Origin of the sequence: Kitasatospora purpeofusca (genome assembly GCF_036010405.1) — a bacterium.
GTDB lineage: Bacteria > Actinomycetota > Actinomycetes > Streptomycetales > Streptomycetaceae > Kitasatospora > Kitasatospora purpeofusca.
On record NZ_CP108561.1, the window covers coordinates 3,304,824 to 3,330,409 of the forward strand.

Below are 25,586 nucleotides of genomic sequence, written 5' to 3' on the forward strand. Positions count from 1 at the left end.
TCTCGGTTGTGGGCACGGATCAGTGCACTGCCGGCTCAGCGGCCTCCGTGCCACGGTTCTCGTGAGGGCCGGCCGTCGAACCTGATCAGCGCCGCTCGGCCAGCGCGATCAGTCCGCGCACTGCGTCCGAGACGTTCGGCGGCAGGGCGTTCGGCCTGGCCCAGATGAAGTCGTCGTGCTCGCTCAGGATGATGGGCTCGGTGCTCGGCGCGGTGGCGGTGAAGGCGTACTGCCGGCCTCGCTGCCCCTTGCGGTTGGTGTAGTCGACGGAGCCGAGGTAGCCCGTGATCGTCACCGCCAGGCCGCACTCCTCCAGGGTCTCCCGCAGAGCGGCCTCCTCCACGCTCTCACCGGGTTCCACGCCTCCGGACGGAAACTCGTACTGGCCCGCCATGCAGTCACCCTGCTTCCGTCGAAGGAGCAGGACCCGGCCACGGTCGCGGATCAGGCACCCTGCACCGAAGCGCTCGATGCCGTCACGAGCAGCGTCCTCCACGGGGGCGAGGACGGACGGCGGGATGCTGCGGCACATGCACTGCTCCTCAGGTCCGGACCGCTCAGGGTGAGCTGGGGCCGTTACGGATTGAGGGTCATTCTCGTGCCTTGGCTGGCCCAGGGCGGGGACCGCCGCAGGCCAGCCGTCCGTCTACGGCGTGTCGCGGTGATCCGCCCATCGGCTGGCAGCATGGGCGGCCCGGACGCGGTAGTCGTACAGCGCACCGGGCGGGTAGTGGTCGATGCGGCTGCTCCAGTAGGTCGCCAGGATCCGGGCGACGGTCGTGACGGCCTCGCGCGGCGCCGCGTTGAAGGCCGGGACGGTCTCGACGAGTGCCTCGGCGCCGCGGGGGCTGTGCCCGGCCACGATGAAGTGCGGCACCATGAACGCGGTCACCAACCAGCCCGCCCCCAGGCGGCTGGAGCCCCAGTCGATCACGTGGACCTCGCTGTTGATGATCAGGTTGTCCGGCCGCGGGGAGCAGTGGAGCAACGTGCCACCGGCAAGAAGTTCCGCCGGCGCTGTCCGGTAGGCACGGTGGTCGCTGATCGCAGCGGCACCGGCGAACGGGCTCGGGGTCAGGAGGTCGATCAGCGTGGTGATCTTCTCCAGGACCATGGGGATGTCCGGTGAACGCGGGCTCAGATCGGGGTGGCGCCCGTCGACGTGCTCGAAGATGAGGGCGAGCCAGCCGTCCACGGTGTCGGTCCACAGCAACCTGGGCCCAAGGCCGGTTGGCAGGACGGAGTTGATCCCGGCTTCCAGCTGGTGGTCCTTCGACCGCGGGTGGCCGACGGCTATCGCCTTGAGGAAGACGCGTCGGTGGGCCAGGGTGAGGGCGGCGCTGATGCCGGGGGTGTGGCCTCCTGGGCGCTCCTCGAAGTGTAGGACGGGGCCGAACTCTCGTTCCACCGCTATGCGTAAGGGGGTGGGGATGATGCCGCCGGGGTGGTTCAACGGGTGGTCTCCTCGATGACGTACGGGCCGGCCACGAGCGCGTCCAGGCCGCAGCGCAGGAAGGTGCTGACCGCATCGCTCGGGGTGCAGACGATCGGCTCGTCCGCGCCGTTGAACGAGGTGTTCAGCACGACGGGTAGACCCGAAAGCTCGTGGTAGGCGTCAATGACGTTCCACAGCAGCGGGTTTGTGTCCCGGTGTACGGTCTGGACGCGGGCTGAGCCGTCCACGTGGACCACGGCTGGAATGCGATCCCGCTGTTGCTGGTGCACCGTGCCGGTGGCCAGCATGTACGGGTAGACGAGTGCGCCGGCGGACGGCAGGGCGAAGAAGTCGTCGGCGTGCTCTGCCAGTACGGCCGGCGCGAACGGGCGAAACGCCTCTCGTTGTTTGATCATGGCGTTGATCCGGGAAGCGGTCGTGGCGTGCTGGGGGGAGGCGAGGATGCTGCGGGCTCCCAGCGCCCGCGGTCCGAACTCCATGCGGTCCTGGAACCAGCCGATCACCTTCTCTTCCCTCAGTAGCCGGGCGGCTTCCCGGTGCGGCTCGGCCGTGTGCCGCACCCGGTACCGGTAGGCAGGGATGCCGCTCAGGGCGGAGCGGATGGTCTCCTCGTCGTAGGAGGGGCCGAGGAAGGCGTGTCGAAGCGGGCGCCGGACTGGGCTGGCCGCAGTGGCCAGCGCCGCGCCGATGGAGGTGCCGGCGTCGCCTGCTGCGGGCTGGATGAAGATCCGGTCGAACCGACCCGAGGCGATCACCGTGGCGTTGGCGACGCAGTTGAGTGCGACGCCGCCGGCCAGGCAGAGCGATCGTCGCGGTACAAGGCGCTGGGCGAAGGCGAGGTAGGAGCCGACCAGCTGCTCCAGGAGGTGCTGGAGGGCGCGGGCGATGTCGCGGTGCCGATCGGTGATCGCGTCCTCGGGGCGCCGGGGCGGCCCGAGGAGTTCGACCAGAGCAGGGCTGAACAGGTTGCGCTGGGCGCTGGGCCGGCGGTGGTGGTCGAAGTAGCGCAGGTTCAGATGCAGTCGGCCGGTGCGCTGGTCGAACCAGGCGAGGCGCCTGATCCGGTCGAAGTACTGGGGGCCTCCGTAGGCTGCCAGGCCCATCACCTTGTACTCGTCGCTCTGCGGCCGGAAGCCGAGGTACCGGGTCAGGGCGCTGTACAGGTATCCGAACGAGTGCGGGTAGACGATGTGATGGCGCCTCGTCATCCGGCCGCCGGTGCCGTCGTAGATCGCGGCGGTCTCGTACTCGCCGCGGCCGTCGAGGGTGACGACCACGGCGTCGTCGAAGGGGGAGGTCAGGTAGGCGCTGGCGGCGTGCGCCCGGTGGTGCGGCACGGGTATGAGCGGCAGGTTGCCCGGTAAGAGGCCGTTGCGGCGAACCATGTGGGGCAGTCTGCGCCGGGTACGGTACTTGTCCAGGTCGGACAGCAGCGAGCCGATCGACGCCGGTGTGCCGTAGTGCAGGTTCGACGGCGCCAGGAGAAGGTGGAGTTTCGGGTCGACGAACAGCGCTGCCTGGTCGAGGTCCTGCGGGTGGGCGCCGGCCAGGTTCAGGCAGGCCCGGATCGCCTGCTCGGGGAACACCTTCGTGTTCTTGATCCGATTCAGGCGCTCCTCTTCGACGGCGGCGACCACCGTCCCGTTGTGAACGATGGCCGCCGCCGCGTCGTGGGTACCGAAGTTCAGCCCCAGGGTCAGAGTCAACAGCGCCTGCCGATCCGTTCGCGGCCTCCCATGCACGGGCGCAGGGCTCTGAAGGCGAGGGTCACGCTGTCGGCCTGGACGTGGCTCTCGGGGGCCGTTCGTGGCAGGGCGAGGTCCATCACAGGAGGGCCTCCTTGAGTCCGGTGCGGGGACCGGAGGGCCTTGAGCGTTGCGAGTTCCGGACGGTGTCGAGCACTTCGTTGACGTGCTTCGGTGAGGACATGGTGATGGCGATGGTCTTCACACGCGGATCACGTAGCGCCCATGTGAGAGGACGGAGTCTGGTGCTGGCGCTGCGGGCGAGCGGGTCGATCAGGGCGCCGCGGTTGAGCGGCGACATCCCGACGAAGCTGCGGCCGGCCTGCGAGATCTGGGCCAGGTGGGAAATCGGCCAGGGTGAGGCGAGGTGGTACTGGGCGGCGACGGCCGTGATCGACTCCTCGCGAAGGGCGGCACGGACCGCGGCCGGGCCGTGGCAGTAGGCGTAGACCGCGCTGATCCGCCCGGAAGCGAACGCGACCCGGGAGCCGTGCCGGTAGAAATCCCTCAACGCCTTGTGGTCGTTGAGAAGTTCGGCCCGCTCGGTGCGCTTGAGGTCAACCTGGAGTACTACCGCGTCGATCCGGGCGATGCCCAGCTGGCCGGTGGACATCTCGATGGCCGTGTTGATGCGCGCTTCGAGATCCCCCCGCAGCGGGCACTCCGCCTTGACCAGGTGGCGGAGCCCGGCAACGGCGCCGACCTCGTCCAGCACCTCCCGCACCGCCCACTGCGTGCCGAGGTGCGGGTTGGAGTGGATCGTGCGGACCCCAGCCTTCAGCGCGGTACGCAGCGCTTCCAGTCCGGGCCGGGAGTCCTTGCTGGGCAGCAGACGGCCGGCGACGAACGTCGAGGTGCCGAAGCACAGGCGCTCTAGGCCCGTCACATCTCGCCCCGTGCTTCCAGCGCCTCGCGGGTCAAGATGGTGCGGAAGTGCGCGATCGACTTCTGTTCGCCGACGACCTTGTCGAACCGCAGCTCGCCGAGCTGGTCGCGGTAGTGCTTGCGGTTCGGGTTGTCGATGTCGAACTGCTCGCTGTCGCGGTAGCCGGTCAGCCGCTTGAACGTCTCACGCTTCTCGTCCAGGGACATCCCCCAGAGGACCGGGGGGTTCTTCTGGCTGATGCAGACCGTCGTCATCCCGTTCGGGCTGATCCGCAGCTTCCAGCAGCCGCCGCACGGGTAGTCCCAGGAGAACATCGCGAGCACCGCGACCTTCACCCCGGTGTCGCCGATCTCGTAGTAGTTGTAGCTCGGGTTGTCGCCCTCGATCGACTCCCGCCGCACCGACCGCAGCTCACCCGCTCTTGCGAGCGCTTCGAGGATTGCCTGCTCCTCCACGAACTGGTTCTTCCAGAATGCCTCGCCCTCAGCGCCGAGTTGGGCGGGGTTCGAGGGGAAGAACTGGTTCAGCTTGATCGCCAGCTGGCCCGCTCCTCCGCTGTTATTCAGCTGACGAGCGTAGTCGATGAAGGCGGGCAGCTCGTGGAGGGTGTCGCGCATCGTCACGCACGAGATCTTCGTCAGGGTCGGCAGCAGCTCGACCGAACGCTCGATGCTGCGCAGGGTGTCACTGTGAAAGCCGCGGCGGGTGATCAGCAGATTGCGCTGCTCGTCCAGGGTGTCGATGCTGACGATCGCCCGGGTCAGGCCGGCGTCGACCGCCTCCTCGATGAAGTGGTGCAGGCGGTAGCCGTTGGTCGTGACGATCTGCTGGTCGTAGCCGATCTCCTTGCCGGCGCGCAGCAGATCCACGAAGTCGCGCCTCACGGTCGGCTCTCCACCGGTGTAGTGGACCCGCCGGAAGCCGATGTCGTAGCCGGCCTGCAGGACCTCGATCGCCTCCTCCAACGAAGGCTGAACGATGACTCCCTGCTTCCCTTCCGGCAGGCAGTACTGGCAGCGGATATTGCAGCGGGACGTGATGCCGAACCGGAGGTTCCATTTGCGCATGCCGGGCGAGTACCGGTTGTCCATCACCTTCAGGGATGTCTGCCTGGCTTCGTGCTTCACGGGCACCTGCCTTTCAGGGGAATAGGTTCGAGGAAGAGAGCTGCGCGAATTGAGCCGGTTTCAGAAGTGGGCGCTGTTCTTCAGGCTGCGAGCACCTTGCGCCGCCAGAATGGAGAATTCGCCCGATTCTGGCGGGTCTACTGGGTGCCTTCCAACCACGTTTCGGGACGTTCTGGGAACGTCCTGAGACGTATCCGGTGGGGGTTACCTGGCTCCCGCGCGGATCGCAGCGCGGAGCCGAGTCTCACCGCACGGCCAGCGACGGCGGGACCCCGATCGGGGTCTACCGAGGGAGGTGAATGCTGGTCGTCCCGCCTATTGCTACGAGCCACCAGGGCGCGATGACGTTACGCCCATAGGCCCAACTGGCATTCACGAAGACAGCGAGTTTGACACCGACATAGGCCAGGCTCTGGCCTCCGTGCCAGCGTTACGCGCGGTGTCTGGCTGTTCGCCGACGGCACCGGCCTGCCGAGAAGAGCACGCTGCCAATCAGGGCGCTGGAGGGCGCGTGCCCCGGCACCGGCAGCGGTGCGCTCACTCAAGCGTTGGCCAGCCACAGACCCTTGTACTGGATCTTGGGGTGCCGGTGGTCTCTTGTGGTGGCACCGGCCGGGGTGTAGCCGCAGGACCGCAGCAGGTCCACCGTCGTGGACTGGTCTCGTTCCTCGTTGTAGACGCCGATGATCAATCGGCCGCCCGGGGCGACGACATGGTCCAGCAGGTGGGCTACGTACGTTCCACGCAGATCCGTCGGCACGTAGTCCACACCGGTGCGAACGGCGTCGAAGCGGCATGGAGGCTTCCAGCCCATCGCGTTGGCGGTCCAGATTCGACGCGCCCACTTCGGGCAGCGGGTACGGGCGAGGTCGGCGAGGGCGGTGGAGATCTCCACCCCGTAGGGCTCAATGATGATTCCGGCCTCGGCCGCCCAGTCGGTCAGGCTCTCCATCAGGTGGCCGTTGGCGCATCCGATGTCGAGGAACGTCCCACCATGGGGCGGGAGCAGGTCGACGAGCAGGCCGCGGGCTTCTCGCCAGCGGGCCTCGTCACCGCTGTGGCCGGACTGGGCCCGCGGGTTGTCGCCGTTGAGGTAGGCCGGTTCGATGACGCCCAGGACGGCGGCGTGCCACTCGGCGGCCGTGATCTCGCCCGCCTGGTAGGCGTCGTCGATGGGTGCCAGGTCGCTCCAGCCTCGCTCCTTTGCGCTCGCGATGTCCTCGGCGTCGTGGCCGACCGGACGGCGCGTGTTGGGGTCCATGCGTTCTCCTTCCCTATTCGCTGACGTTGGCGCCTTGCAGCCAGGGTGACGTTCAGTCCCCTTGAAGAGCGTGGATCAGCCGCGCGGCCTCCCGGTGCGCCGGCCCCGTTCGCGGGTCGTTCGGACCGGCATGTGGTCCGGCGATCTTCGCCAGCACGAACAGCTGCATCACCACCCCGTCGCGGCTCTCAAGGTCTGCCCGGCGCTCCCTGCGGACTCGGTCGGCGAGCGCCGGTACGGCGAGGGAGGCGGCGTACAGCGACGCCGAGTCGAGTCCGCGTGGCGCCATTCCCCAGTCCTCCCAGTCGAACATGCAGAACTCACCAGGACCGGTGACATTCGCCCAGTTCAGGTCGGCGTGAGCAGGACACCACTGCTCCACCCGAGTGTCGTGCGCTCCGCGGAAGGCGGCCTTGATTGTGTTGTCGACCAGCTGCTGCGTGATCCGTTCGGTGTCCGGGGCCGCCACCCGGGCCGTTCGCTGAACGGCCAGCACTGCCAGCGAGGCGTTCAGCGAGCGCCACCAATCGTCCGGCAGCTCCGGGTCGACGGTCACCACTGCGGCCCCGACCGGGAGTTCGGGCAGCAACGAGGTCTCGTCCACGTGCCAGATCGCCCGGTCATCCGGGTCCTGCCACGTCGCCGACCCGGACCAGCGTGGCATCGCCACGCCGGCCAACACCGCGGCGGCTTCGAATCCGCCCCAGCCCTGTTCCCGCGCCCGCGCCCAGGGGCGGCGTTCGACCCGGGTCCAGCTGCCGCGGTCGGTGCTGGCTCCGACCGTCCGGCGCTTGCGTACCACGCTGGTCCGGTCCAGCCTCGTGCCGAGGCGCTGCTCCACCTGGTCCAGGACGTGATCGACGGGCTCCTGCCGAAGGTCCATGGTCTACCGGACGGGGCCGGCGTCGGTGCCCTGCGGTGGGGTGACACCGGTCAGCTCACGTGCCTGGTCAGCGAGGAGAGGGGCGAGTTCCGGGTAGTACCCGCGGTCAACGGCCTGGAGCATCTCCGCAATTGCGATGAGCTGCCCCACGCGTCCGGCCGGGGTATCGAGGATGTCGGCGAATTCCGTGCGGGTGCGGTCCGCGACGGGGGGAACGAGGAGGCTGCTGACCCACAGGACAGCGGGGTCGTAGCCGACCGGCACGAGACCCCAGCGCTCCCAGTCGAGGATCTTGAGCGGCCGGGCCGTCAGGTTGGCCCACTGGAGATCACCGTGCCCGGTGGTCCGCTCGACGTCGGCCGGGGCTGGGATGCCGAGGTACTTCGGAAAGACCTCTTCGACCCACGCCTGGCGCAGAGTGATCTTCGTGCCCGGCGCTTCCGCAATGGCCGCCAGCGCGTTCCGCAGCCCGGTCCACCAGCTGTCGTCCAGGCCTGGGTCACCGCGGAGGTCCGGGGTCGAGGAGATCGCGGGCCCGACCAGGTCGAACACGTCGGCCTGGTAGAACCAACCGGCCGCGGTCCAGTCCACGGTCTCGTGGAGCCGGGGGCGCGGGACGGAGGCAGGGAGGAACTGTTCAGCGCCGAGTGCGCCCTGGCCGGTCGGCCGGGGCGCCCTGCGACGGCTGCCCCTGGAGACCCGGAGCCAGACGTCCCCGGCCCGGCGGCCGACAGTAGTTCCGGAGGTGCCGAAGACCAGCGGTCCGGTGCACACCAGGCCGAGGAATCCGGCGGCCTTCTGATGCGCTGCCGTCAGGTTGTGCCGGGTGTCGTCATCCGGCTGAAAGGACATCGAGCACCGTCCTGAGTCGTTCGTCGGGGGTCGGCTGGGCGAGAGCGTCCCGGGCATCCTCCCAGTGCTGGAGGGAGCTGGTCGAGGTGAGGACGACGTCCAGAGCGGGGCAGCCACCGATCAGCTGGAACGCGGCGGTGTGCGGGGTCGATCCGGGCTGGATGAGGTTCACCAGTTCGGGTGTCATCAGGTCCGGCAGTTCGCCTCCGTGCAGGGGTGCGGAGGCGAACGTGATGATCCCGGCGTCGCGCGCTTGAACGAGCGGCCCGGCTCCGTCGAGGGCCTGGGTGATCGGCTCGGCCATGACGAGGCTGACCGGCAGCTGGACGCCAGCGAGGTGGTGGTTCGCCGACCCGGATGCTTCGCCGGCCAGAGCGATCAGTTCGGCGACGGTGAACGCTTGGTTGGTGAAGCCGGCCCAGGTGGCGACGCCGTACCCCCCGATACGGCCGGCCTTCGCGAACTCCTCCAGCACGGCGAACGCGGCGCGGAGGTTGTGATGCAGTTGCTGCCGGTCGTGGCTGGACCGTTCGGGGTTGTGGACGAAGACGATGTCGGCACGGCCGAGGACTGCGAGCGATTCCTCGGTCTGGGTGCGGACGTCGATGGGAGCGATGCTGTGGCGGCCGTCCGGGTAGAAGCCGGTCTTCGTCGTCACCTTGGCGGTCGGGTGCTCGGCGAGCACCGGGGCCAGGTCGCGGTGTGCCCGGCCGTGGCCGTAGTTGGGGGCGGTGTCGACCCACTTCGCGCCGGCCGTGAGGGCGGTGCGCGCCGCTTCGCCGGCGGCGCGCACCCGGTAGGTCCCCAGGCCGAGGTCCGGGCTCACCGGCCGACCCCGACCACGGCGAGGGCCTGGCCCTGGACGAGGACGGTGAGGACGCTGGCCACGTCCTTGGCCTCCAGGCCGGCAGCTTCGGCGAGTTCCCCGAGGCTGATCGGGTCTCCGGTCAGCAAGGCTTGCAGGGCGGGTTCGACCCGCTCGGAGAAGTCCCATGCGGTTCCGGCGGCGGACAGGGTGACAATCTGGGCGGTGGGGTCGCTGGTGAGTTCGGCGCGCGGGGTGGTAATCCGCACCTTGATCTCCGGCTCCGCGGGGAGGGTGCCCACGAAGGGCAGGGACGGGGCCGGTCGGCCGAAGTGGGTGGTGCCAGAAGCCGTGGCCCAGCTGTCGATCAGGTCAGGGTCCGACAGCGCGGTGAGCACCGCAGCCCTCAGATCGGTCAGGTAGGCGGCCTTCTCGTCCGCTCCGGCGTGGAGCGGCACGTCCTTCCGCACGGCGGGGCTCTCGTGCAGCTCGTCCACCAGCCAGCCCAGGAGCGTGGCGCCGGTCTGGGCGACGAGTCCGAAGGTGAGGTGCAGCGACTCGCTGCCCTGGTCAGCAGTGACGCTGTGCCACCAGCCCCGCGGCAGGTACAGGACGTCGCCCGGTTCGAGGACGACGTCCGCGACCGGCTCGCCCTCGGGTTCCTCTGGGGAATCCACGTCGCGGAAGGTCGGGGCTTGCCGGGTCGGCTCCCACAGCCGCCAGCGCTTCGCTCCGTACTGCTGGACCACGACCACGTCGTGATCGTCCCAGTGCCGGCCGAAGCCCTCCTTCTCGGTCCAGGAAGCGTAGAGGTTGGTCTGCACGGGTGTGCGGATGAAGCGCTCCAACGCTTCGGCGGCGGTGCGGATCGGCGGGTGGATCTCGTCGATCGCGTCCACCACGAGAGAGGCGCCCTCGGCGAGCTGAGCGTGGAACTGCGCGGGGTGGAGCCGATTCCAGGTCACCCCACGCCGGTTGGTCGCCGGAGTCGAGTACCGGCCGACTGGAACGGTCTGCCCGTCCATCGACAGCCGCAGCCGCGGCGCGTCGATGCGGTGGGTGGCGAGGATGGTGTTCAGATCGTCCCAGGACAACAGGGGAGCGGTGTCGGCACCCCCGGCGGGGATCACGGCGTAGGAGCGGTGGAGCGCCTGGGTGAGGAACTGGTCCCCACCCAGGCGCACCGCCCACGAGGCGGTCTCATGCATCGTGGGCGGTCTCTCAGGTGTCGTTCTGGTCGGAACGGCCACCGGTGTTGTCGGACGGCACGTCGGCCCGCGAACGCGCCGCGCGGATGCTGCGGGCGGCGACCACGAGGCCGCCCCCGTCGTCCTCAGGAACAGCGGGCGTGGTGATCTCCATGCCGTTGACCTTCCTTCTCTCTGGTGCTCGCCGGTCTGTCCGGCGAGACCAAGGGAATCGCTGCGAACGGCTTCTGAACAGAGCAGAATTGATGCATCGATGATGCATTCGTGAGGCAAACCGGCGGCTGGCCTGGCAGCTTCGAGCGTCGGCGGATCTTCCAGTAGATCTTGGGGGGTGGGTGATGGGTGCACGACGAGAGCGGTTCATCGCGTTGCGAGCGAGCGCGGGTTACACCCAGGAGACCCTGGCAGCTGCAATGGGAGTCGACCGGACGACGGTAGGCAGGTGGGAGCGCGGCACTGGCCTCCCTCGCCCGTGGCAGCTACCGAAGCTCTCTACGTTGCTGAGCACCAGTCACAATGACCTCGCCGTGCTCCTGGGTCCTCCCGAGCCAGCCGCCCGGGCCGATGGGCCGGCGACCGCGCGAGAAGCATCGCTGCCTGACGACGGCAGACAGTGGGTCCAGCGGCAGGCTCCGGACAAGCCCGACCTTGAAGGTGGTGTGACCACTACGGCAGTTGGTGCCGCGACCATGGCGCTCATGGACGGCAGCGTCCGGGTCGGCTGCCGTACCTCGGATGGGAGGATCATCTTCGTGAGCATGCCGCGTCGGGCCCTTCTTCGCGGCGTCACCGCCGCCGCTGGCGTCACGCTCTTGTCCGGTCTCGCGGTGCCCGAGGTCCAGGCACTCCCGCCCGTCCTGTCCACGGACGTCCACCCGGTCGAGAGCATGAGGTCGCTCCGCAGGTCTCTGGTCGAGTGCGACAACATGCTCGGACCCCGCGAAGTCGTCACGACGGCTCAGGAGCACGTGCGCCTCATCCAGCATCTTCGCCGTGAGGCTTCGGGCCAGGACCGGCAGAGTCTGCTTCAAGTACAGGCCGAATACGCCGAGTTCTGCAGCTGGCTGTATCAGGACAGCGGCGACCACCGCGCCGCCCAGTACTGGGCGGACCGTGCCGTCGACTGGGCAAACGCCTGCGGAGACCGGGACCTTGCCGCCTACATCACGGCCAGGAAGGCCCAACTCGCCGGTGACATGCTGGATTCGATCGAAGCCATCGACCTCGCGGCCTACGCGCAACGTCTGGCACGGCCCGGGAGCCGCTTGAGTGCCATGGGAGCGGTCTACGGCGCCCACGGCCACGCGCTTCTCGGCGACGAGTTGACCTCCCAACGCACCTTCGACCAGGCGCTGGCCCTGCTCGCACGGCCGCCCGAGGCTCCCGACGGCCGAGGTCGATGGCTGGACGCGGCGTACATCGAGGCTCAGCGCGCACGCTCGTTGTCGCTGCTCGGCCGCCATCACGAGGCAGTGCTCGGCTTCGAACGGGCGATCCGTTCCCTGCCGGCCAACTACCGTCGAGACCGCGGCGTCTATCTCGCCCGCTTGACCATCTCTCAGCTGGCCGCACAAGGCCCGGAGCAAGCAGCCACAACCGCGCACGCGGCGTTGTCGATCGCCGCGAGCACCGGGTCCTCCCGGATCTTCAGCGAACTGGCCAGCCTCGACGGGCGGATGCGAAAGTGGCGGCACGTACCCGAGGTGGCCCGGTTCCGGCAGGCACTCGACAACCACCTGCTCCATGAAGTGTGATCAACACTGACCGCTCCCGCTCGCTGAGAGAACGGACCGCTGATGCCCTCCCGCCCCTTCGTCCTTCTGAGTGTTGCCACCTCCGTCGACGGCCACATCGACGACACCTCGCCCGAGCGTCTCCTGCTGTCGAACACCGAGGACTTCGATCGAGTCGACCAGGTCCGCGCTGCCTCCGACGCCATCCTCATCGGCGGCAACACCCTCCGCCGCGACAACCCCCGCCTGCTCGTGAACAGTGAGAAGCGCCGCGCCGATCGGGTAACCGCCGGCAAGCCCGAGTACCCGCTCAAGGTCACCATCTCCGCCAGTGGGGACCTGAGCCGCGACCTGAAGTTCTGGCACTTCGGCGACAAGAAAGTCGTCTACACCACCGACGCCTCCGCGCCGAAGCTGCGCGAAACGCTCGACGGCCTGGCCGACGTCGTCAGCACCGGCCCCACCGTCGACTTCAGTGCGCTCCTCGACGATCTCGCCGCCCGCGGCGTCGAACGCCTCATGGTCGAGGGCGGCGGGCAGATCCACACCCAGTTCCTCTCCCAGGGGCTGGTGGACGAGATCCACCTCGCCATCGCCCCGCTGCTCGTCGGTGACGCTGCCGCACCGCGCTTCCTCCACCCCGCCGACTACCCCGGCGGCAGCACCCACCGGATGATGTTGCTCGGCGTCCAGACCCTCGGGGATGTCGTCGTCCTGCGCTACGCACCGAAGGCTCAGACCGCCTGACCTGGCCGAAATCCTGCCCGCAGAGTGCGCTCAACCGCCGGAGATCAGCCCCGGGATTCGCCCGGGGCTGCAGTGGCTTGCGCATGTGGGTCGTGCCATCCGGCGGGCGGATAGCCTACGGCGGGGCGGGCAGCGACGGCCGGGAGGACCGCATGACCATCAAGGGCAGCACCGGGCTTTCGCCCGCGTGGGTGGCTCAGAAACTCGTGGCGTTCGATGAGCTCCGGTTCGCGCAAGGCTCTCTCTGGTGGTTGCAGTCCGATCCGAACCACGGCGGCGTGCGCCGGATCATGCGGTCGAGCTCCACCGGACCGGGCCGCGCCGTGACCTCACCGCAGGTCCCGGTCGGCGGTCAGCTCCACGCCTACGGCGGCGGCACCTTCGTGGTCGGCCCGGACACGGTGTGGTTCGTCGGCGACGACGGTCGATCCGTCTTCGGTCTCGGCGCGGACGGGCCCCCGGTACGAGTCGCTGTCGGCGGAAGGGATGTCCAGTTCGGGGAGCTCGCCCTCGCCGCCGATAGCCTCCTTCTGGCGGTCCGCGGCGGAGAGGCCGCCGACGAGATCGTCTCCGTCTCCCGGTCCGGGGATGTCCGCGTGCTGGTCCGGTCGTCCGGATTCCTGGCCGCGCCGCGACTCGAAGGAGGTGTCCTCGCCTACCTGGAGTGGAATCGCGACGAAATGCCATGGGACGGCTCCCGGCTCCTGCTGGCCGATGCCCGGCCAGGCCGGTCGAGTCTGGCCACCGTGGTGGCGGGCAGCCCCACCGAGTCGGTGGTGCAGCCGTTGTGGGGTCCGGGCGGCTCGCTCTACTTCATGTCCGACCGCACGGGCTGGTTGAATCTTCACCGCTTCCGCGACGGTGTCGTCGAGGCCATCGCGCAGGTCGACGCGGACTGCGCGCCAGCGCCGTGGGAGGGCGGCTACCAGTCGTACGGCTTCACCTCGTCCGGCGGAATCGTCCTGACCACGAGCGACGGCATCCGCAGCGAGCTGCTGCTGGTCGACGGCACGGTAAGGCGTCGGCTCGCCTCGAACCTCACGTCCATCAAGCCCTACGTGGCCGTCTCCGGTGAAACCGCGGCCGTGATCGGGTCGACCCCGAGCCGGCCGCCGTCCGTCTGGGCCGCCGACCTCACCTCCGCGCCCGGCGGCGCCCGCCCGGTCGGCGGGGAAGGCCACCAGCCCGCACCCTGGGCCGTGCTGCCGCCATCCGTGGAGAGGGTGACTTCGGAGCACGGCGCGCTGCGGTATCTGCTACACCGCTCCCACGACCGGCAGCCGGGACCACTGCTCGTCCGAGCCCATCCCGGGCCGACCGACGACGTCCCGCTGCGTCTCGACTGGACCACCCAGTTCTTCGTCAGCCACGGGTTCTCGGTCGCCGAGGTCCTGTACCGGGGCAGCACAGGCCAGGGCCGCGCGTTCCGGCAGTCCCTGCACGGCCACTGGGGTGACTACGACGTCGAGGACTGCGCGACCGTCGCCGAGCACCTCGTCAGGGCCGGGGTGGCGACGGCCGATGCGGTGTTCATCAGCGGCGCCAGCGCCGGCGGCTACACCGCGCTCCAGGCGGCCTGCCGGCCTGGACCTTTCTCCGGGGCGACAGCGACGTCCGCCATCATCGACCCCGCTCGGTGGGAGCGGTCGGTGCCCCCGTTCCAGCGCCCGCACGCCGCCGTCCTGGCGGGGCCCGCCGGTGCGGTACGGCCCGAGCGCGTGAAGATCCCTGTCCTGCTGATCCACGGATCGGCCGACACCATCACCTCCGCCGAGGACGCCATGCGGCTCGCCGACCAGCTCGCCGGGTCCAGCAGCGCACACCAGCGCCTCCTCCTCGAAGGCGGCGACCACTACCTCTCGGACCCTGTGTCACGCGAGCAGTCCCTCCAGGCGGAGATCGCGTTCTACAGGCGGATCATGCACCGCGGGCCATCGTGAGCGCGAGCCGGTCCGCCTCCGGCAGGACTGCCCGGGTGTACTCGCGGAGATCCTGGACAGGGGCGTAACCGGCGTGGGCGTCGAGTTCGGCGAGGACGCCGGCCACGCGCTCCACGCACCGTCCCGAGCCTGTCCTGGCCGCGTACGCCACGGCGTCCAGGCCGGTCGCGCACGCCTGATCGAGGTCACCGGTGCGGAGCCAGGTGGAGGCGAGAAGCGCGGCGTCGATGGCGAGGCGGCGGACCTTGTCCCGGCCGACGCCGTCGAGCGCCTCCGCCAGCTGGGTCCTTGCGGCCGGGGCGCGGCCGAGGTCGTGCCAGCAGTGCGCCACCTCGTCCGCCAGGTAGGCGGGCGTGAAGTAGCGGATCCAGTCGGGTTCTTCCTGCGGATTCGCCGTGCCGAGCAGCTCCTCGGCTTGCAGGATCAGCTTGGTAGCCTCGCTCTCCCGGCCCAGTCGGGCGTTCGCGCGCGCGACCACTGCGGTGATGGCCGACCTGGTCGCGGGGCTCGTCGCAGTGCCTGCCGCAGCGTGAGCCGAGGACGCCCACCGCAGAGCTGTCTGTGGCTCGTCACAGTGCAAGGCGAGGTGGCCCAGGTTCACGGCCACCAGGTAGGCGCCGTACGCCTGGTCGTTCGTGGCTGTGGTCAATGCCAGTGCCCGCTGGTAGTACGCCTGTGCCTGCGCCGGGCTCCCTGTGTCGACGGCCTGGTAGCCGGCGAGTTCGAGGAAGCCGACGGTAACCCGGGCGCGATGGCGCGCGACCCGCTCGTCGGCTGCGGGACGGGCGAGCAGTGAGTCGAGTTCACCGGCGATGTAGGACCTGACCTGGGGCGCGAACGACCGGGCACCGTGAGTGTGATCGAGTTGGCGGAACATCGCGAGCATGCCTGCGGCGACACCCACTTCCTCGTCGGTGACCCACTGCCGCCGTTCCTGCAGATCGGCAGGTGGCGTCGCGTAGACGGCGGCCCAGTCGCTGATCTGGGGAGCCCCGATGTCGAGCCGCACACCGGTCGCCTCAGTGGGCGCCGAGGGACGCGGCGCCAGCTTCCCGACCGGATCCTCCGTTGCAGAACCAGCAGACCTCTCCGCCTGCTCCTGGGTCTGCCTCAGGATCTCGTCCAGTTGACCAGGGGTTACACCGAGCACCTCCGTCAACTTCGGCCGCTGCCAGGTCTGCGGCTCGCTCTTACCTAGCTCCCACCGGCCCACGGTGGTGCGGTCCAGGCACATCGCAGCAGCGAAGCTCTCCTGCGTGTAGCCCGCCGCCGCCCGCCGCGCTGCGAGCGCTGACCGCTTCCGTACAGCCATAGGCAAACATCCCAAGTTTCCTGACGCCCGAAGAGATGCAGGCCAGAGCGCCCTTTGCATCACCTACGCCTCAACTACGCATCAAGTTTGCCGTGTTCACCGCCAGTTCGTGCTGCTTCTGTATGACCCGCCGAAGAAAGTTGGCATTCCTGACTGGCCAGTTCTCGCTTCGACGCCGCGCTTTCACCCCATTTGGCCTTTCGCCCTCGCTCTGCGCGCTGCCCGCATCCCCCTCTAGGAAGGACCGCCAATGGACACCGCATCCGTCCCTCAGTCGGGACAGCTTGTCCAGCACCCGGCGGGACACGATGGTGATCTCCGGGGAGCGGTGGAGGAGCTTCAACTCGGGCGGTGGATGTCGGCCCGGACGCTGCTTGCCCGGACCTGGGGCGACCCAGCGTTGTGGACTTCTCGCACTCAGGCGCTCGGCGCGATCTCGGCCCGCACAGACATCCTTGAGCATTGGACGGCCGAGGAGCCGAACGGCTTCGGCCTGGTCACGCTTCAGGCCCGTACCGCTGTCGAGTTGGTCCTCATGGTCCGGCAGCAGCGGGCCGACCCGCGGGAGCTGGCCGCCCTCGAAGACTCGGCCCGGCAATGGTGCTGGCGAGCGGCTTCCACTCTCGCCGCCGACCCCGTGCCGTGGATCAGCCTTCTCGCCCTCGCGCAGCTGGACCTCGCCCAGACCCGTCCTGAGCATCGGGTTGGGGCCCCCGACCAGATGCTCCCGCCCGGCCCGTGGGGTCTGCTCGACCAGGCCCGGCGAACGGACCCGTGGAACAGGGAGGCGTTCCACCGCATGCTCCGCTTCTGGCTCGCCCGCGGCGAAGGCGGCGCGGCGACCAGCTTCCTGGCGACCTATCTGCCCGGCGCGCCCACCGGCTCACCGCTTCACGCCCTCCCGCTGCACTTGTACGTCGAGCGCTACCACCGGGCGGAGCGCAAGGAGGCGGTCCAACTCCAGTGGACGGATGAGGAAACGGTCCGCGCCACGGTGCTTCGTGCCTATGAGCACTGGCAGGCCGCGCCCGGCAAGAAGGGCCGGTGGCCGGTCGTGGATGAGAACCACCTCGCTCACGCGCTCTGGGCGACCCGCCAACGCCAGCAGGCCGCCGAGGTGTTCGCGGCCCTAACCCCGTTCGTGTCCTCTCAGCCCTGGGTGAGCCTGACGGACCGGCCGAACGAACTGCTCCGCCAGGCCATGGCCCAGTCGTTCGCCGCCTCCCGCTGACGCCTCTCCGCCTGGCCGCCCGCTCGGGCACCCGCATGCCGCATCTTCCTACGGAGGTCTCACAGTGCAACGGTCCCACCGCTCCGCTCCCACCCGCGGGGACGACGACCATCTGCGGTCGTTGGGCTACGAGCCCGAACTGGTCCGCCGGATGGGCCCCTTCGGCAACTTCGCCGTCAGCTTCTCGGTCATCTCAGTGCTCAGCGGCTGCATGACGTTGTTCGGAGCTCTCGGGGTCGAGACGGAGTTCGTCGTTCACGAGGGCACCACCCGAGACGCGGCGGCGGCCGGCTGGCGGGGGCTTCGCCCCGCCACGTGGGACAACCGCGACTACGCACTCGACCAGCCGGGGGCGGTCGCCGAGTTCGGAAGGCGCCTTCGGCAGGTCCTCGCCGAAGCCGGACTCCCCGTCGAGGCGGTCAAGTTGGAAGGTGCCCCGGGTCAGACCGAAGTCACCTTCCCGTACGGGGCACCCCTAGCCATGTGCGAGCAGCACGTGCTGTTCAAGCACGCCGCCAAGGCCGTGGCGGACGAGCGGGGCATGGCGGCGTCGTTCATGGCGGCGCTGCCGGGCGGGGTCGGCAGCGGCATGCACTTGCACGTCTCCTTGCACTCCGACCGAGGCCCTGTGTTGGGCACCGGCGCGGGCGCGGGGAAGGAACTGTCAGAGCTGGGCGAGCAGGCGGTCGCGGGGCTGCTGACCGTGCTTCCCGTCACCGCGCCGCTGTGGGCGCCGTACGTGAACAGCTACAAGCGCCTGCGGGAGCACTCGTTCGCACCGGACCGCTTCACCTGGGGTCGCGACAACCGCTCCTGCGCGGTGCGGGTCGTCGGCCACGACAACAGCCTGCGGCTGGAGGTGCGCCTACCCGGCGCCGACGCCAACCCGGTGCTCGCGGTGGCGGCCGTCCTCGCCGGCATTCGGCACGGCATCGCGGCCGGACTCAAGCCTCCGCCAGTGAGCACCGGCGACGCCTACCAGGACCACCACCCACGGCCCGTACCGCGCTCTCTGGCGGAGGCGCTCGCCGCCTTCGAGAGCAGCACGCTCGCCGCGGAGCTGCTGGGCGAGCGGGTCGTCACGCATCTGGCCAGCGTCGCGCACCTGGACCTGGAGCACCACGCCGCCCGCGTCACCGACGCCGAGCTGGAACGCGGATTCGCCCAGGCATGAACCCCGGGCCGGCGGCGGGTCGATCCCCCTCCCCGCCGCCGGCCCGGACCAACCCCCACTTCCCGCTTCCCCGTTGGAGGCCAACATGGACACCATCATCTGCTCCGCCACCGGTCCGGCCGCGGCCGTGCCCGAGCTGCTGTCGGCCCCGCACCTGGTTGACGTCGCGGCGCCCGGCATGCAGGGCCTGGCCCTGTGGCTGGCCGGGAACGGCGCCGAGGTCACCGGCAGCGTCCCGCCCGAACACCAGGACAGCCCCGCAGTTGCCGCTCTGAGAGCGGCCGGGGTAAAGGTCGAGGCCGGCTTCGCGAAGGACCACGTCCAAGCCGATCGCACCGCGGTGGTGTGGTCGGGCGCCGTCGTCGGGCCGCATCCCGAGCTGGACCGCGCGCAGGTGCTGCGGCTGCCGGTGCTCGGGCAGGCCGTCGCGCTCGCGGCCGTCGCCGCGCAGACCGGGACTTCGGCGGTGGCGGTCGGCGGCAGCCACAGCACCACGACCGCGGCAGCCGCCCTGGCTGCGGTGCTGGACGACGGCAAGACGGGCTGGATTCTGACCGCCCCGGCCCGCAAGGGCCACGCCGGGCATGCCGGGGAAGGCCGACTTGTGGTCGACCTCGCGCCCGACACTGCCACCCACGAGGCGGCCCCGCCCGGCGCGTGGCAGCACCGCCCCGCACCGCACTACCTGAACAGCCAGCCGCGGCTGGCCGCCGCGCTGATCCTCACCACCGGCGCGAACAGTCCCCACTACGAGGACAACATCGAGGGCCTGAACGCCGCCGAGCACCTGGCCCGCCTCGCCGACGTCGTCGTCCTGCCGACCTGGGACAGCAGCGCGAAGATCCTGCGCGAGCGCCTGACCGACCGGCCCGCTCGGCCCGGTCGGCCCGGTCGGCCCAGCCTGCGGGTGGTCACCGTCGGCCTCGAACGCACCGACGACGTATGGATCATGGTGCCCCGCTGGACCGGCGAGGAGCACCACGTCACCATCCGCTACCAAGGCAGCCAGCACGCCTTCGCTCTGCCGATCGCCGGCCGTCACCACGCTCTGGCCGCCTGCGCCGCCATCGCCACCGCCCTGGTCCTCGGCGAGGACCCCCAAGCCGTCGCCGAGCGCATCCATGCCTTTCCCGGAGCCGAACGCTCGCTGGCCACGCTCGGCACCCAAGCCAAGATCACCGTGGTCGACTCCCGCGCCCGCCACCCCCGCGAGGTCACCGAGGACCTCATGGCCGCCCGCATGCTGACCGAGGGCTCGGTCATCGCCGTCCTGGAACCGGACGGAATCGCCCGCACCCGCGCGCACGCCGACGACCTCGGCACCGCGCTCGGCGAAGCCGACCTGGCCGTGCTGCTGCCGGTCAGCACCCAGCTGACCACCATGCACGCCGTCGAGGACCCGCTGGACGCCGTCGAGCAGGCCGCCCTCCAGCGCCTCGGGGCGGGCACGGTCCACCGCATCCGCTCCGGCCCGAGCGAGCCTGGCGTCGAGCAGCAGATCGCCGACATGGCCGCCCCCGGCGACCTCGTCCTGGTCATCGGCACCAACGAGGCCACCTGGCTCGGTCCCCGGCTGCTGTTCCATCTCGCCGCGCCCAACGCACCGATCCCCCAACAGCTGTGACCCGCCCGAACCACCACGTAGGAGGACGCCGTGACCGTCGGCCCACTGCCCGAACTCTCCGAAGCGGAACGCCAGCTGATCACCCTCGTCGCCCAGGGCAACAGCGCCTCGCAGATCGCCGCTGCCCCCGGGTCGAGCAAGGACACGGAAGCCGCCCGCGAGGCGATCCAGGCGCTGTTCGCCACGACCGGCACCCGCACCGTGCCGCACCTCGCCGCCTGGGCCGCCGCGCACCGGATCGTCACCGAGCCGGTCCGCCCCACCGGCGCTCTGAGCGTCAAGCCTCAGCTCCCACCGCGGCTGGCCCAGATCCTGCGCGGCTGGTCCGGTGGGCGAACCACCCCGGAGCTGACCGCCGACTTCGGTATCTCCCCGACGACGATGCGCAGCTACATCAAAACCCTGTTCACCTACCTCGGCGTCGACAGCCAGCCGCAGGCCGGCGTCGTCGGGGTCCTCGCCGGCCTCGTCCGGCTCAGCGACATCGACCCATCGTGGCCCGCCGAACCGCTCGCCTCGGCCGTCGGCAGCGGAGCGGCGCGGTGAGCATCCGCCGTTCCGCCGCCCGCGCCGCAGCGCTGGCCACGGTGTGTTTCCTGCTCGGCGTCCTCGTCGGCGGCGCCACGCTCTACCTCCTGGAGCACCGCACCCAGTCCGGCCAACCCGTGTACCTCGGGATCTTCACCGCCGTCTCGTTCTCCACGCTGGCCGCCGTCGACCGGCTGGTCAACCGCCGCACCCCACCGAAGAACGCCGCCGCCGAGCCCCGGTGCCCTCCGGCCGGGTGACAACGCGCACCACGCTGCTCACACCCATGGCGGCCGTCCGGGCCAGGGCCGCACCCCTTTCGACCACAGAGAGCCGATGAACACCCCACCCGACCACCGCGCAGCTGGCACCGTCGCTAGCCGAGACCTCGACGGGCACCTGCGCAACCGCGCCGCCGTCCTCGTCGACCTCACCTCGCTCACCGACCTGCCCCGAACCGCACTGTCCGGCAGTGACCCCGCCCTGCTGGTCAGCGGCGCCCCGGGGCAGCTCACCACCCCGGCGCCACTGCTGCGGCTGCTGCTGCGCGCCCGCTCGATCGCGATGCCGTGCGCCCTGATCGCCCCCTCCCTCGGTGACGACCTGACCCGGCAGTTAGCCAACCTGCGCGTCGCGCACCTGTGGTCCGCCGCTGTCTGCTCCACCGAGCACACCGCGAACGGCACCAACCCCTACCGGGCCGCCGCCGACCTGCTCGATCAGCCGATCGGCCGCTGCCTGGTCGTCACTACCGCCCCGTCGCCCAACGACGCCGTCACCAGCGGTGCCCGCACGACGCTGGTCAGCACCGGCGGCTCCTTGGCACCCGCCGCACCGGCGGAGCACCTCACCGACGCCGAGCGCCGGCTGGCGCACCTGCTCGCGCTCGGCCACAGCACTGATTCGGCCGCCACCGCCCTCGGCTGCCGCCCCGCGACCACCGCGAGCGCGGCCTGGAACCTCAACCGGCGCATGGGTTTCAGCGACCGCACTCGAACCATCGCCCATCTCATCGCCGCCAAGCTGATCGACGCCGGGCCGCTGCGCGCGGCCATATCCGCCGAGCTCCCGGCCCTCGATCCGGCCGAACACCGCGTGCTCACCCTCCTCGCCACCCACGACGCGCGCTCCGCCGGCCGCACCCTGGGGCTCGACGAAGCCCAGGTCGGCCAGCTGATCAGACAGGCCGTGTCGCACCTGGGCGCAGCCAACCGCACCCACGCCGTCGCCATGCTCCTGCTGGGCCGCCCCGCGCAGGCCGCCGCCAGCGACCCGGGTACGTCGTGAACACGCAGCTGCGGTACCTCGAGGTGCCGCAGCCGTACGCCCCGGACGGCCGCCCAGCGGTGTTCCTCGCCGGGGCAACCGTTGACTGCCCGGACTGGCAGAGCGAAGCGGTCAACCTGTTCGCGATCGCGGGCTTCGACGGCACGGTGCTCAACCCCCGGCCATCGCGCAACCCGGCCACCAACCCCTACCTTGCGTGGCTGCCGTTCGGCTGGCAGGACCGCAACATCCGGCGCACCGACGTCGTCCTGTTCTGGAACCCGATCGGCCACGTGCGCGTGCACGACTGCTACGAGGCTGGCCTGTTCTCCCCGTACGGCGGGACGGTGGTCGTCGGCTGCGACCCGGCCGACCCCGTCCAGCGCGCCAACCGTGTGCTGCTCGCGAACCTCATGCCGTGGTTGCCGGTGGCCGACACGCTCGCCGGCCCCGTCGCCGCCGCCCTCGCCACGCTCGCAGCCCGCGCCTCCGCTCACCGCTGACCACCCACCCACCCACCCACGTCAGGCCCCCATGCACACCGTCACCGCCCCTGCCCGGATCGAGGACCACGCGCTCCTCGGCAACACCGTCGCCGCCGCCCTGGTCCGCCCGGACGGCTCCATCAACTGGGCCTGCCTGCCCGGCTTCGACTCGCCGGCGGTGTTCGCCTCGCTGCTCGGCACCGCCGACCATGGCCTGTGGCGGGTCGGCCCGGCAGTCTACGACGGCGCGCCGCCCCCGGCGGCCGACCGCCGCCACTACGTGGGCAACTCCCTGGTCCTCCGCCAGGAGTGGGACACCCTCGCCGGTACGGTCGCGGTCACAGACTTCATGCCGGCGCCAACGGTCAGCGACCACGCGGAGCCGAGGATCATCCGGATTGTCGAAGGCATCAGCGGCGAGGTCCGCGTCGCCAGCGTCTTCCGCCCTCGTCCCGGCTACGGCGCCACCCGGCCGCGCGTCGAGCGGGTCGCCCGTGGAGTCCATCGGCTGCGGGTGGTCGCCCACCCGGACTCGTACTGGCTCGACGGCCCCCAGCACACCGCCAACGGGCGGGGCGTGTGCCGGGCCGACTTCACCGTCCGCCCCGGCCAGATCGTCGCGCTCACCCTCGCCTGGGCTCCCTCTCACCATCCGGCGCCCGTCCCGCCCGACGCCTTCTCCGAGCTCGACGCGACCGCGGAGTTCTGGGAGCAGTGGGCAGCCGGCTGCACCTACCGCGGCCCGAACCGCGAGGCGGTGGTGCGCTCCGCCCTTACTCTCAAGGCGCTCTGCCACCCGGGCGGCGGTGTCGTCGCCGCGCCCACCACCTCCCTGCCCGAGCAGCTCGGCGGCGAACGGAACTGGGACTACCGCTACGTCTGGCTGCGCGACAGCGCGCTGACCATCGCCGCGCTGCTGCGGCTCGGCTTCCTCGACGATGCCCGCCAGTGGCGCACCTGGCTGGTCGACACCGTCAACCCCGAGCGCCTTCAGCCGATCTACCGCGTCAACGGCGACGCCGACCTCGACGAACAGACCCTGGACCACCTGCCCGGCTACGACGGCTCCCAGCCCGTGCGCATCGGCAACGGCGCCGCCGACCAGCTCCAGCTCGACGTCTACGGCGAACTCGCCGACACCCTGCTGCTCGCCGAGGACGCCGGCCTCCCCCCATCCCCGCAGTGCGACGCTCTGCTCCTGGCGCTCGCCGAACAGCTGGAGCAGCGCTGGCACGAGCCCGACGAGGGAATCTGGGAAATCCGCGGGCCGGCCCGGCACTTCACCCACTCCAAGGTCATGTGCTGGGTAGCTGTGGACCGGACCTTGCGGCTGCTGGAACGCCGAACCACCACGGCCCCTGCCGTCCTCGCCCGGCTCGCCCGCCTGCGCGAGGAAATCCACACCGACGTCTGCACGCGCGGCTTCAACCCCGAGACCGGCACGTTCACCCAGTCCTACGGCAGCCGTGCCCTCGATGCCTCACTGCTGCTCCTGCCCCTGGTCGGCTTCCTGCCGCCGGACGACAAGCGCGTCATCCGCACCGTCGAAGCTGTCCAGCGCGAACTCACCGAGCACGGGTTGGTGCTGCGCTACGCCACCCACGGGGAGACCAGCGGCAACGTGGACGGGCTCGCCGGCCACGAGGGCGCCTTCCTGGCCTGCACGTTCTGGCTGGCCGAGAGCCTTGCCGCCATCGGCCGGCTCGCCGAAGCCCGCGAGCTGTTCGACCGGCTGCTTGGCCTGCGCAGCGATCTCGGGCTCCTCGCCGAGGAGTACGACCCCCTCGCCCGGCGGCAGCTCGGGAACTACCCGCAGGGGTTCTCCCACTGGAGCCTGGCGGACGCGGCCGTCCGCCTGGCCGCCAGGCTGCAAACCCAGTGCCCGGCGCTGCCCGGGCCGCGCGCCGCCGTCGGCGAGGCGCTTCCCGCCGCTGTGGTGGCGTAGTGGGCAAAAGCGATGCGCGCAATGCCCGCCTCCCGCCGAGCATGGCGCGCTTGTCAGTCCCCCGTGGCAAACTGCCCTGTTCGACCCGTAACCGCCCTACCAGTATGACGAGTTGGGGCTGTTCACCGGATCGTGTGGCTTCTGCCGCGACACGCCGACACGGCCCCGCCGGGCCGCCTACGGTGGGACAGCCGCCCACGCACTCACGTACGACGAACGATCACCAGTTTGATCGCAGCTTCGCCATGCCCTGAACCGGACGCGCTCCCCGCGCCGGTTCCCTCACACCCTGGGAAGGAGACGTCCCGTGCCGCACACGCTGGTTGTGGGAGTCCACCTGGTCCTGATCGAGAACGACCGGGTGCTGCTCGGACAGCGCGCCAACACCACCTTCGCCGACCAGCACTGGCACGCCCCGGCCGGCCACCTCGAAGCGGGAGAGTCTGTCCTGGCCGGCATGGCCCGCGAGGCCGACGAGGAACTCGGCATCACCATCCGGGAGGAGGACCTCGACCTGGTGCACACCCTCCACCACCTCGACGCCGACGACGGTGCCGGACGCCTCCAGCTGTTCTTCGCCCCTCGCGCGTACACCGGCAAGATCACCAACCGCGAACCGGCCAAGTGCACCGCCCTCCGCTGGTGGCCGCTGGACGACCTTCCGGAGCCGATCGTCGGCTACACCGCCGACGCGCTCGCGCAGATCACCGCCGGCCGCCCGCTGTCCGTCGTCGGATGGCCGGCATGAGCACCACGAGCCACCCAGGACTCCCGTCGGCCGGGGCGCCCGCGGGGAGCGCGGAGACTCGGCTCGTAGTCGTCCGGGGAAACTCGGCGTCGGGCAAGTCGTCGGTGGCGGCGGGCATCCGGGACCGATTCGGCCGGGGCCTGGCCATCGTCGCGCAGGACAACCTCCGACGCATCGTGCTGCGCGAACGGGACCGGCCCGGCGGCGCGAACATCGGCCTGATCGACACGGTGGCACGGTACGCGCTGGGCGCCGGCTACCACGTCGTCATCGAAGGCATCCTGTACGCCGATCACTACGGCGAGATGCTCACGCGCCTGGTGGGCGACCACCGCGGCGTCACCCGCTGCTACTACCTCGACGTCCCGATCGACGAGACGCTGGTCCGGCACGCCTCGAAGGCCGATCGCGAGTACCTGACGGCCGTCACCGAGCGTGAACTGCGCGACTGGTACCGCGAGCACGACGTCCTTCCCGGCGGCATCGAGACCGTCATCGGCAGCGACAGCACCCTCCACGACACGGTCGACCGCATCATGCGCGAAACCGCGCTTTCGGAATTGCCCCCGCGCGACACGTAGAAGCGCAGTTACTCGACCGTCGCCTCCCCTTCATTGCCCCCTCAACCTT

25 protein-coding genes and 1 pseudogene are annotated in these 25,586 nt (G+C 70.4%); 14 read left to right on the plus strand and 12 right to left on the minus strand.

All coding sequences use genetic code 11. The annotated features are described in order from the left end of the window. Nucleotides 1–85 precede the first annotated feature (85 nt). The 11 genes from OG715_RS14375 to OG715_RS14425 form a co-directional block, all read right to left on the minus strand. Nucleotides 86–532 carry an NUDIX hydrolase gene (locus OG715_RS14375; protein ID WP_266269124.1) on the minus strand — a complete coding sequence of 149 codons (447 nt, stop codon included), beginning with the start codon at nucleotides 530–532 and terminating at the stop codon, nucleotides 86–88. Nucleotides 533–646: 114 nt separating this feature from the next. Continuing rightward, nucleotides 647–1,453, minus strand: coding sequence for a hypothetical protein (locus OG715_RS14380; protein ID WP_327064142.1), 807 nt, complete (start codon nucleotides 1,451–1,453; stop codon nucleotides 647–649). Next, complete coding sequence (locus tag OG715_RS14385) at nucleotides 1,450–3,162, minus strand: carbamoyltransferase family protein (RefSeq protein ID WP_266269128.1); 1,713 nt, start codon at nucleotides 3,160–3,162, stop codon at nucleotides 1,450–1,452. The genes OG715_RS14380 and OG715_RS14385 overlap by 4 nt, the downstream gene beginning before the upstream one ends. Nucleotides 3,163–3,280: 118 nt before the next feature. Beyond that, on the minus strand, nucleotides 3,281–4,087 hold the full coding sequence (locus OG715_RS14390) for an aldo-keto reductase family protein (protein WP_266269130.1): 807 nt from the start codon (nucleotides 4,085–4,087) through the stop codon (nucleotides 3,281–3,283). Continuing rightward, nucleotides 4,084–5,214 (minus strand): radical SAM protein, encoded by a 1,131-nt coding sequence (locus OG715_RS14395; protein WP_327064143.1) that lies wholly within the window; start codon nucleotides 5,212–5,214, stop codon nucleotides 4,084–4,086. Before OG715_RS14395 ends, OG715_RS14390 begins: the two co-directional genes overlap by 4 nt. A gap of 541 nt (nucleotides 5,215–5,755) precedes the next feature. Then, nucleotides 5,756–6,475, minus strand: coding sequence for a class I SAM-dependent methyltransferase (locus tag OG715_RS14400; protein WP_266269132.1), 720 nt, complete (start codon nucleotides 6,473–6,475; stop codon nucleotides 5,756–5,758). 52 nt (nucleotides 6,476–6,527) lie between these two features. Beyond that, nucleotides 6,528–7,358, minus strand: a complete 831-nt coding sequence (locus OG715_RS14405; RefSeq protein WP_266269133.1) for a hypothetical protein — start codon at nucleotides 7,356–7,358, stop codon at nucleotides 6,528–6,530. 3 nt (nucleotides 7,359–7,361) lie between these two features. Further along, nucleotides 7,362–8,210, minus strand: a complete 849-nt coding sequence (locus OG715_RS14410) for a hypothetical protein (protein WP_266269135.1) — start codon at nucleotides 8,208–8,210, stop codon at nucleotides 7,362–7,364. Then, entirely contained in the window at nucleotides 8,191–9,036 is an 846-nt protein-coding gene (locus OG715_RS14415; protein WP_266269136.1) for an aldo/keto reductase, read from the minus strand. Before OG715_RS14415 ends, OG715_RS14410 begins: the two co-directional genes overlap by 20 nt. Continuing rightward, entirely contained in the window at nucleotides 9,033–10,223 is a 1,191-nt protein-coding gene (locus OG715_RS14420; protein ID WP_266269137.1) for a cupin domain-containing protein, read from the minus strand. The genes OG715_RS14415 and OG715_RS14420 overlap by 4 nt, the downstream gene beginning before the upstream one ends. 13 nt (nucleotides 10,224–10,236) lie before the next feature. After that, the gene (locus OG715_RS14425; protein ID WP_266269138.1) at nucleotides 10,237–10,377 is read right to left on the minus strand and encodes a hypothetical protein; all 141 of its coding nucleotides are present in this window, start codon (nucleotides 10,375–10,377) and stop codon (nucleotides 10,237–10,239) included. A gap of 184 nt (nucleotides 10,378–10,561) precedes the next feature. Here OG715_RS14425 and OG715_RS42405 point away from each other — a divergent pair. From OG715_RS42405 to OG715_RS14440, 4 genes and pseudogenes are all read left to right on the plus strand, one after another. Further along, nucleotides 10,562–10,738: pseudogene (locus OG715_RS42405) on the plus strand (helix-turn-helix transcriptional regulator); the annotation flags it as partial. A 183-nt stretch (nucleotides 10,739–10,921) separates the two neighbouring features. Then, nucleotides 10,922–11,977 carry a DNA-binding protein gene (locus OG715_RS14430; RefSeq protein WP_266269139.1) on the plus strand — a complete coding sequence of 352 codons (1,056 nt, stop codon included), beginning with the start codon at nucleotides 10,922–10,924 and terminating at the stop codon, nucleotides 11,975–11,977. Nucleotides 11,978–12,019: 42 nt separating this feature from the next. Beyond that, nucleotides 12,020–12,703 carry a RibD family protein gene (locus OG715_RS14435; protein WP_266269140.1) on the plus strand — a complete coding sequence of 228 codons (684 nt, stop codon included), beginning with the start codon at nucleotides 12,020–12,022 and terminating at the stop codon, nucleotides 12,701–12,703. A gap of 323 nt (nucleotides 12,704–13,026) precedes the next feature. Next, nucleotides 13,027–14,643 carry an alpha/beta hydrolase family protein gene (locus tag OG715_RS14440; RefSeq protein ID WP_266269141.1) on the plus strand — a complete coding sequence of 539 codons (1,617 nt, stop codon included), beginning with the start codon at nucleotides 13,027–13,029 and terminating at the stop codon, nucleotides 14,641–14,643. On the opposite strand, the gene OG715_RS14445 is transcribed toward OG715_RS14440, so the two are convergent. Then, complete coding sequence (locus tag OG715_RS14445; RefSeq protein ID WP_266269142.1) at nucleotides 14,621–15,955, minus strand: helix-turn-helix domain-containing protein; 1,335 nt, start codon at nucleotides 15,953–15,955, stop codon at nucleotides 14,621–14,623. The two genes, OG715_RS14440 and OG715_RS14445, sit on opposite strands and share 23 nt — an antisense overlap. Nucleotides 15,956–16,205: 250 nt before the next feature. On the opposite strand from OG715_RS14445, the gene OG715_RS14450 reads away from it, so the two are divergent. From OG715_RS14450 to OG715_RS14495, 10 genes are all read left to right on the plus strand, one after another. Continuing rightward, entirely contained in the window at nucleotides 16,206–17,186 is a 981-nt protein-coding gene (locus OG715_RS14450) for a hypothetical protein (protein WP_266269143.1), read from the plus strand. Between the two features lie 64 nt (nucleotides 17,187–17,250). Beyond that, complete coding sequence (locus OG715_RS14455) at nucleotides 17,251–18,360, plus strand: type I glutamate--ammonia ligase (protein WP_266269145.1); 1,110 nt, start codon at nucleotides 17,251–17,253, stop codon at nucleotides 18,358–18,360. 85 nt (nucleotides 18,361–18,445) lie between these two features. Continuing rightward, nucleotides 18,446–19,984 carry a Mur ligase domain-containing protein gene (locus OG715_RS14460; RefSeq protein ID WP_266269147.1) on the plus strand — a complete coding sequence of 513 codons (1,539 nt, stop codon included), beginning with the start codon at nucleotides 18,446–18,448 and terminating at the stop codon, nucleotides 19,982–19,984. 30 nt (nucleotides 19,985–20,014) lie between these two features. Next, nucleotides 20,015–20,530 (plus strand): helix-turn-helix transcriptional regulator, encoded by a 516-nt coding sequence (locus OG715_RS14465; protein ID WP_266269149.1) that lies wholly within the window; start codon nucleotides 20,015–20,017, stop codon nucleotides 20,528–20,530. Beyond that, complete coding sequence (locus tag OG715_RS14470) at nucleotides 20,527–20,772, plus strand: hypothetical protein (RefSeq protein ID WP_266269150.1); 246 nt, start codon at nucleotides 20,527–20,529, stop codon at nucleotides 20,770–20,772. Before OG715_RS14465 ends, OG715_RS14470 begins: the two co-directional genes overlap by 4 nt. 76 nt (nucleotides 20,773–20,848) lie before the next feature. After that, the gene (locus OG715_RS14475) at nucleotides 20,849–21,799 is read left to right on the plus strand and encodes a helix-turn-helix transcriptional regulator (RefSeq protein WP_266269152.1); all 951 of its coding nucleotides are present in this window, start codon (nucleotides 20,849–20,851) and stop codon (nucleotides 21,797–21,799) included. After that, nucleotides 21,796–22,281 carry a TIR domain-containing protein gene (locus OG715_RS14480; protein ID WP_266269154.1) on the plus strand — a complete coding sequence of 162 codons (486 nt, stop codon included), beginning with the start codon at nucleotides 21,796–21,798 and terminating at the stop codon, nucleotides 22,279–22,281. The genes OG715_RS14475 and OG715_RS14480 overlap by 4 nt, the downstream gene beginning before the upstream one ends. Nucleotides 22,282–22,312: 31 nt before the next feature. Then, the gene (locus OG715_RS14485) at nucleotides 22,313–24,208 is read left to right on the plus strand and encodes a glycoside hydrolase family 15 protein (RefSeq protein ID WP_266269155.1); all 1,896 of its coding nucleotides are present in this window, start codon (nucleotides 22,313–22,315) and stop codon (nucleotides 24,206–24,208) included. Between the two features lie 307 nt (nucleotides 24,209–24,515). Further along, nucleotides 24,516–24,956: an NUDIX hydrolase gene (locus tag OG715_RS14490; protein WP_266269156.1), complete on the plus strand. Its 441-nt coding sequence runs from the start codon at nucleotides 24,516–24,518 to the stop codon at nucleotides 24,954–24,956. Beyond that, on the plus strand, nucleotides 24,953–25,537 hold the full coding sequence (locus OG715_RS14495; protein ID WP_266269157.1) for an AAA family ATPase: 585 nt from the start codon (nucleotides 24,953–24,955) through the stop codon (nucleotides 25,535–25,537). Before OG715_RS14490 ends, OG715_RS14495 begins: the two co-directional genes overlap by 4 nt. Nucleotides 25,538–25,586 lie beyond the last annotated feature (49 nt).

What these genes read in the sequence shown, in the direction of transcription:
- OG715_RS14400 (WP_266269132.1), bottom strand. Translation starts at nt 6,475, where the DNA reads ATGGACCCCAACACGCGCCGTCCGGTCGGCCACGACGCCGAGGACATC.
- OG715_RS14410 (WP_266269135.1), bottom strand. Translation starts at nt 8,210, where the DNA reads ATGTCCTTTCAGCCGGATGACGACACCCGGCACAACCTGACGGCAGCG.
- OG715_RS14475 (WP_266269152.1), top strand. Translation starts at nt 20,849, where the DNA reads ATGAACACCCCACCCGACCACCGCGCAGCTGGCACCGTCGCTAGCCGA.
- OG715_RS14445 (WP_266269142.1), bottom strand. Translation starts at nt 15,955, where the DNA reads ATGGCTGTACGGAAGCGGTCAGCGCTCGCAGCGCGGCGGGCGGCGGCG.
- OG715_RS14460 (WP_266269147.1), top strand. Translation starts at nt 18,446, where the DNA reads ATGGACACCATCATCTGCTCCGCCACCGGTCCGGCCGCGGCCGTGCCC.
- OG715_RS14435 (WP_266269140.1), top strand. Translation starts at nt 12,020, where the DNA reads ATGCCCTCCCGCCCCTTCGTCCTTCTGAGTGTTGCCACCTCCGTCGAC.
- OG715_RS14375 (WP_266269124.1), bottom strand. Translation starts at nt 532, where the DNA reads ATGTGCCGCAGCATCCCGCCGTCCGTCCTCGCCCCCGTGGAGGACGCT.
- OG715_RS14450 (WP_266269143.1), top strand. Translation starts at nt 16,206, where the DNA reads ATGGACACCGCATCCGTCCCTCAGTCGGGACAGCTTGTCCAGCACCCG.
- OG715_RS14430 (WP_266269139.1), top strand. Translation starts at nt 10,922, where the DNA reads ATGGACGGCAGCGTCCGGGTCGGCTGCCGTACCTCGGATGGGAGGATC.
- OG715_RS14485 (WP_266269155.1), top strand. Translation starts at nt 22,313, where the DNA reads ATGCACACCGTCACCGCCCCTGCCCGGATCGAGGACCACGCGCTCCTC.
- OG715_RS14425 (WP_266269138.1), bottom strand. Translation starts at nt 10,377, where the DNA reads ATGGAGATCACCACGCCCGCTGTTCCTGAGGACGACGGGGGCGGCCTC.
- OG715_RS14405 (WP_266269133.1), bottom strand. Translation starts at nt 7,358, where the DNA reads ATGGACCTTCGGCAGGAGCCCGTCGATCACGTCCTGGACCAGGTGGAG.
- OG715_RS14495 (WP_266269157.1), top strand. Translation starts at nt 24,953, where the DNA reads ATGAGCACCACGAGCCACCCAGGACTCCCGTCGGCCGGGGCGCCCGCG.
- OG715_RS14420 (WP_266269137.1), bottom strand. Translation starts at nt 10,223, where the DNA reads ATGCATGAGACCGCCTCGTGGGCGGTGCGCCTGGGTGGGGACCAGTTC.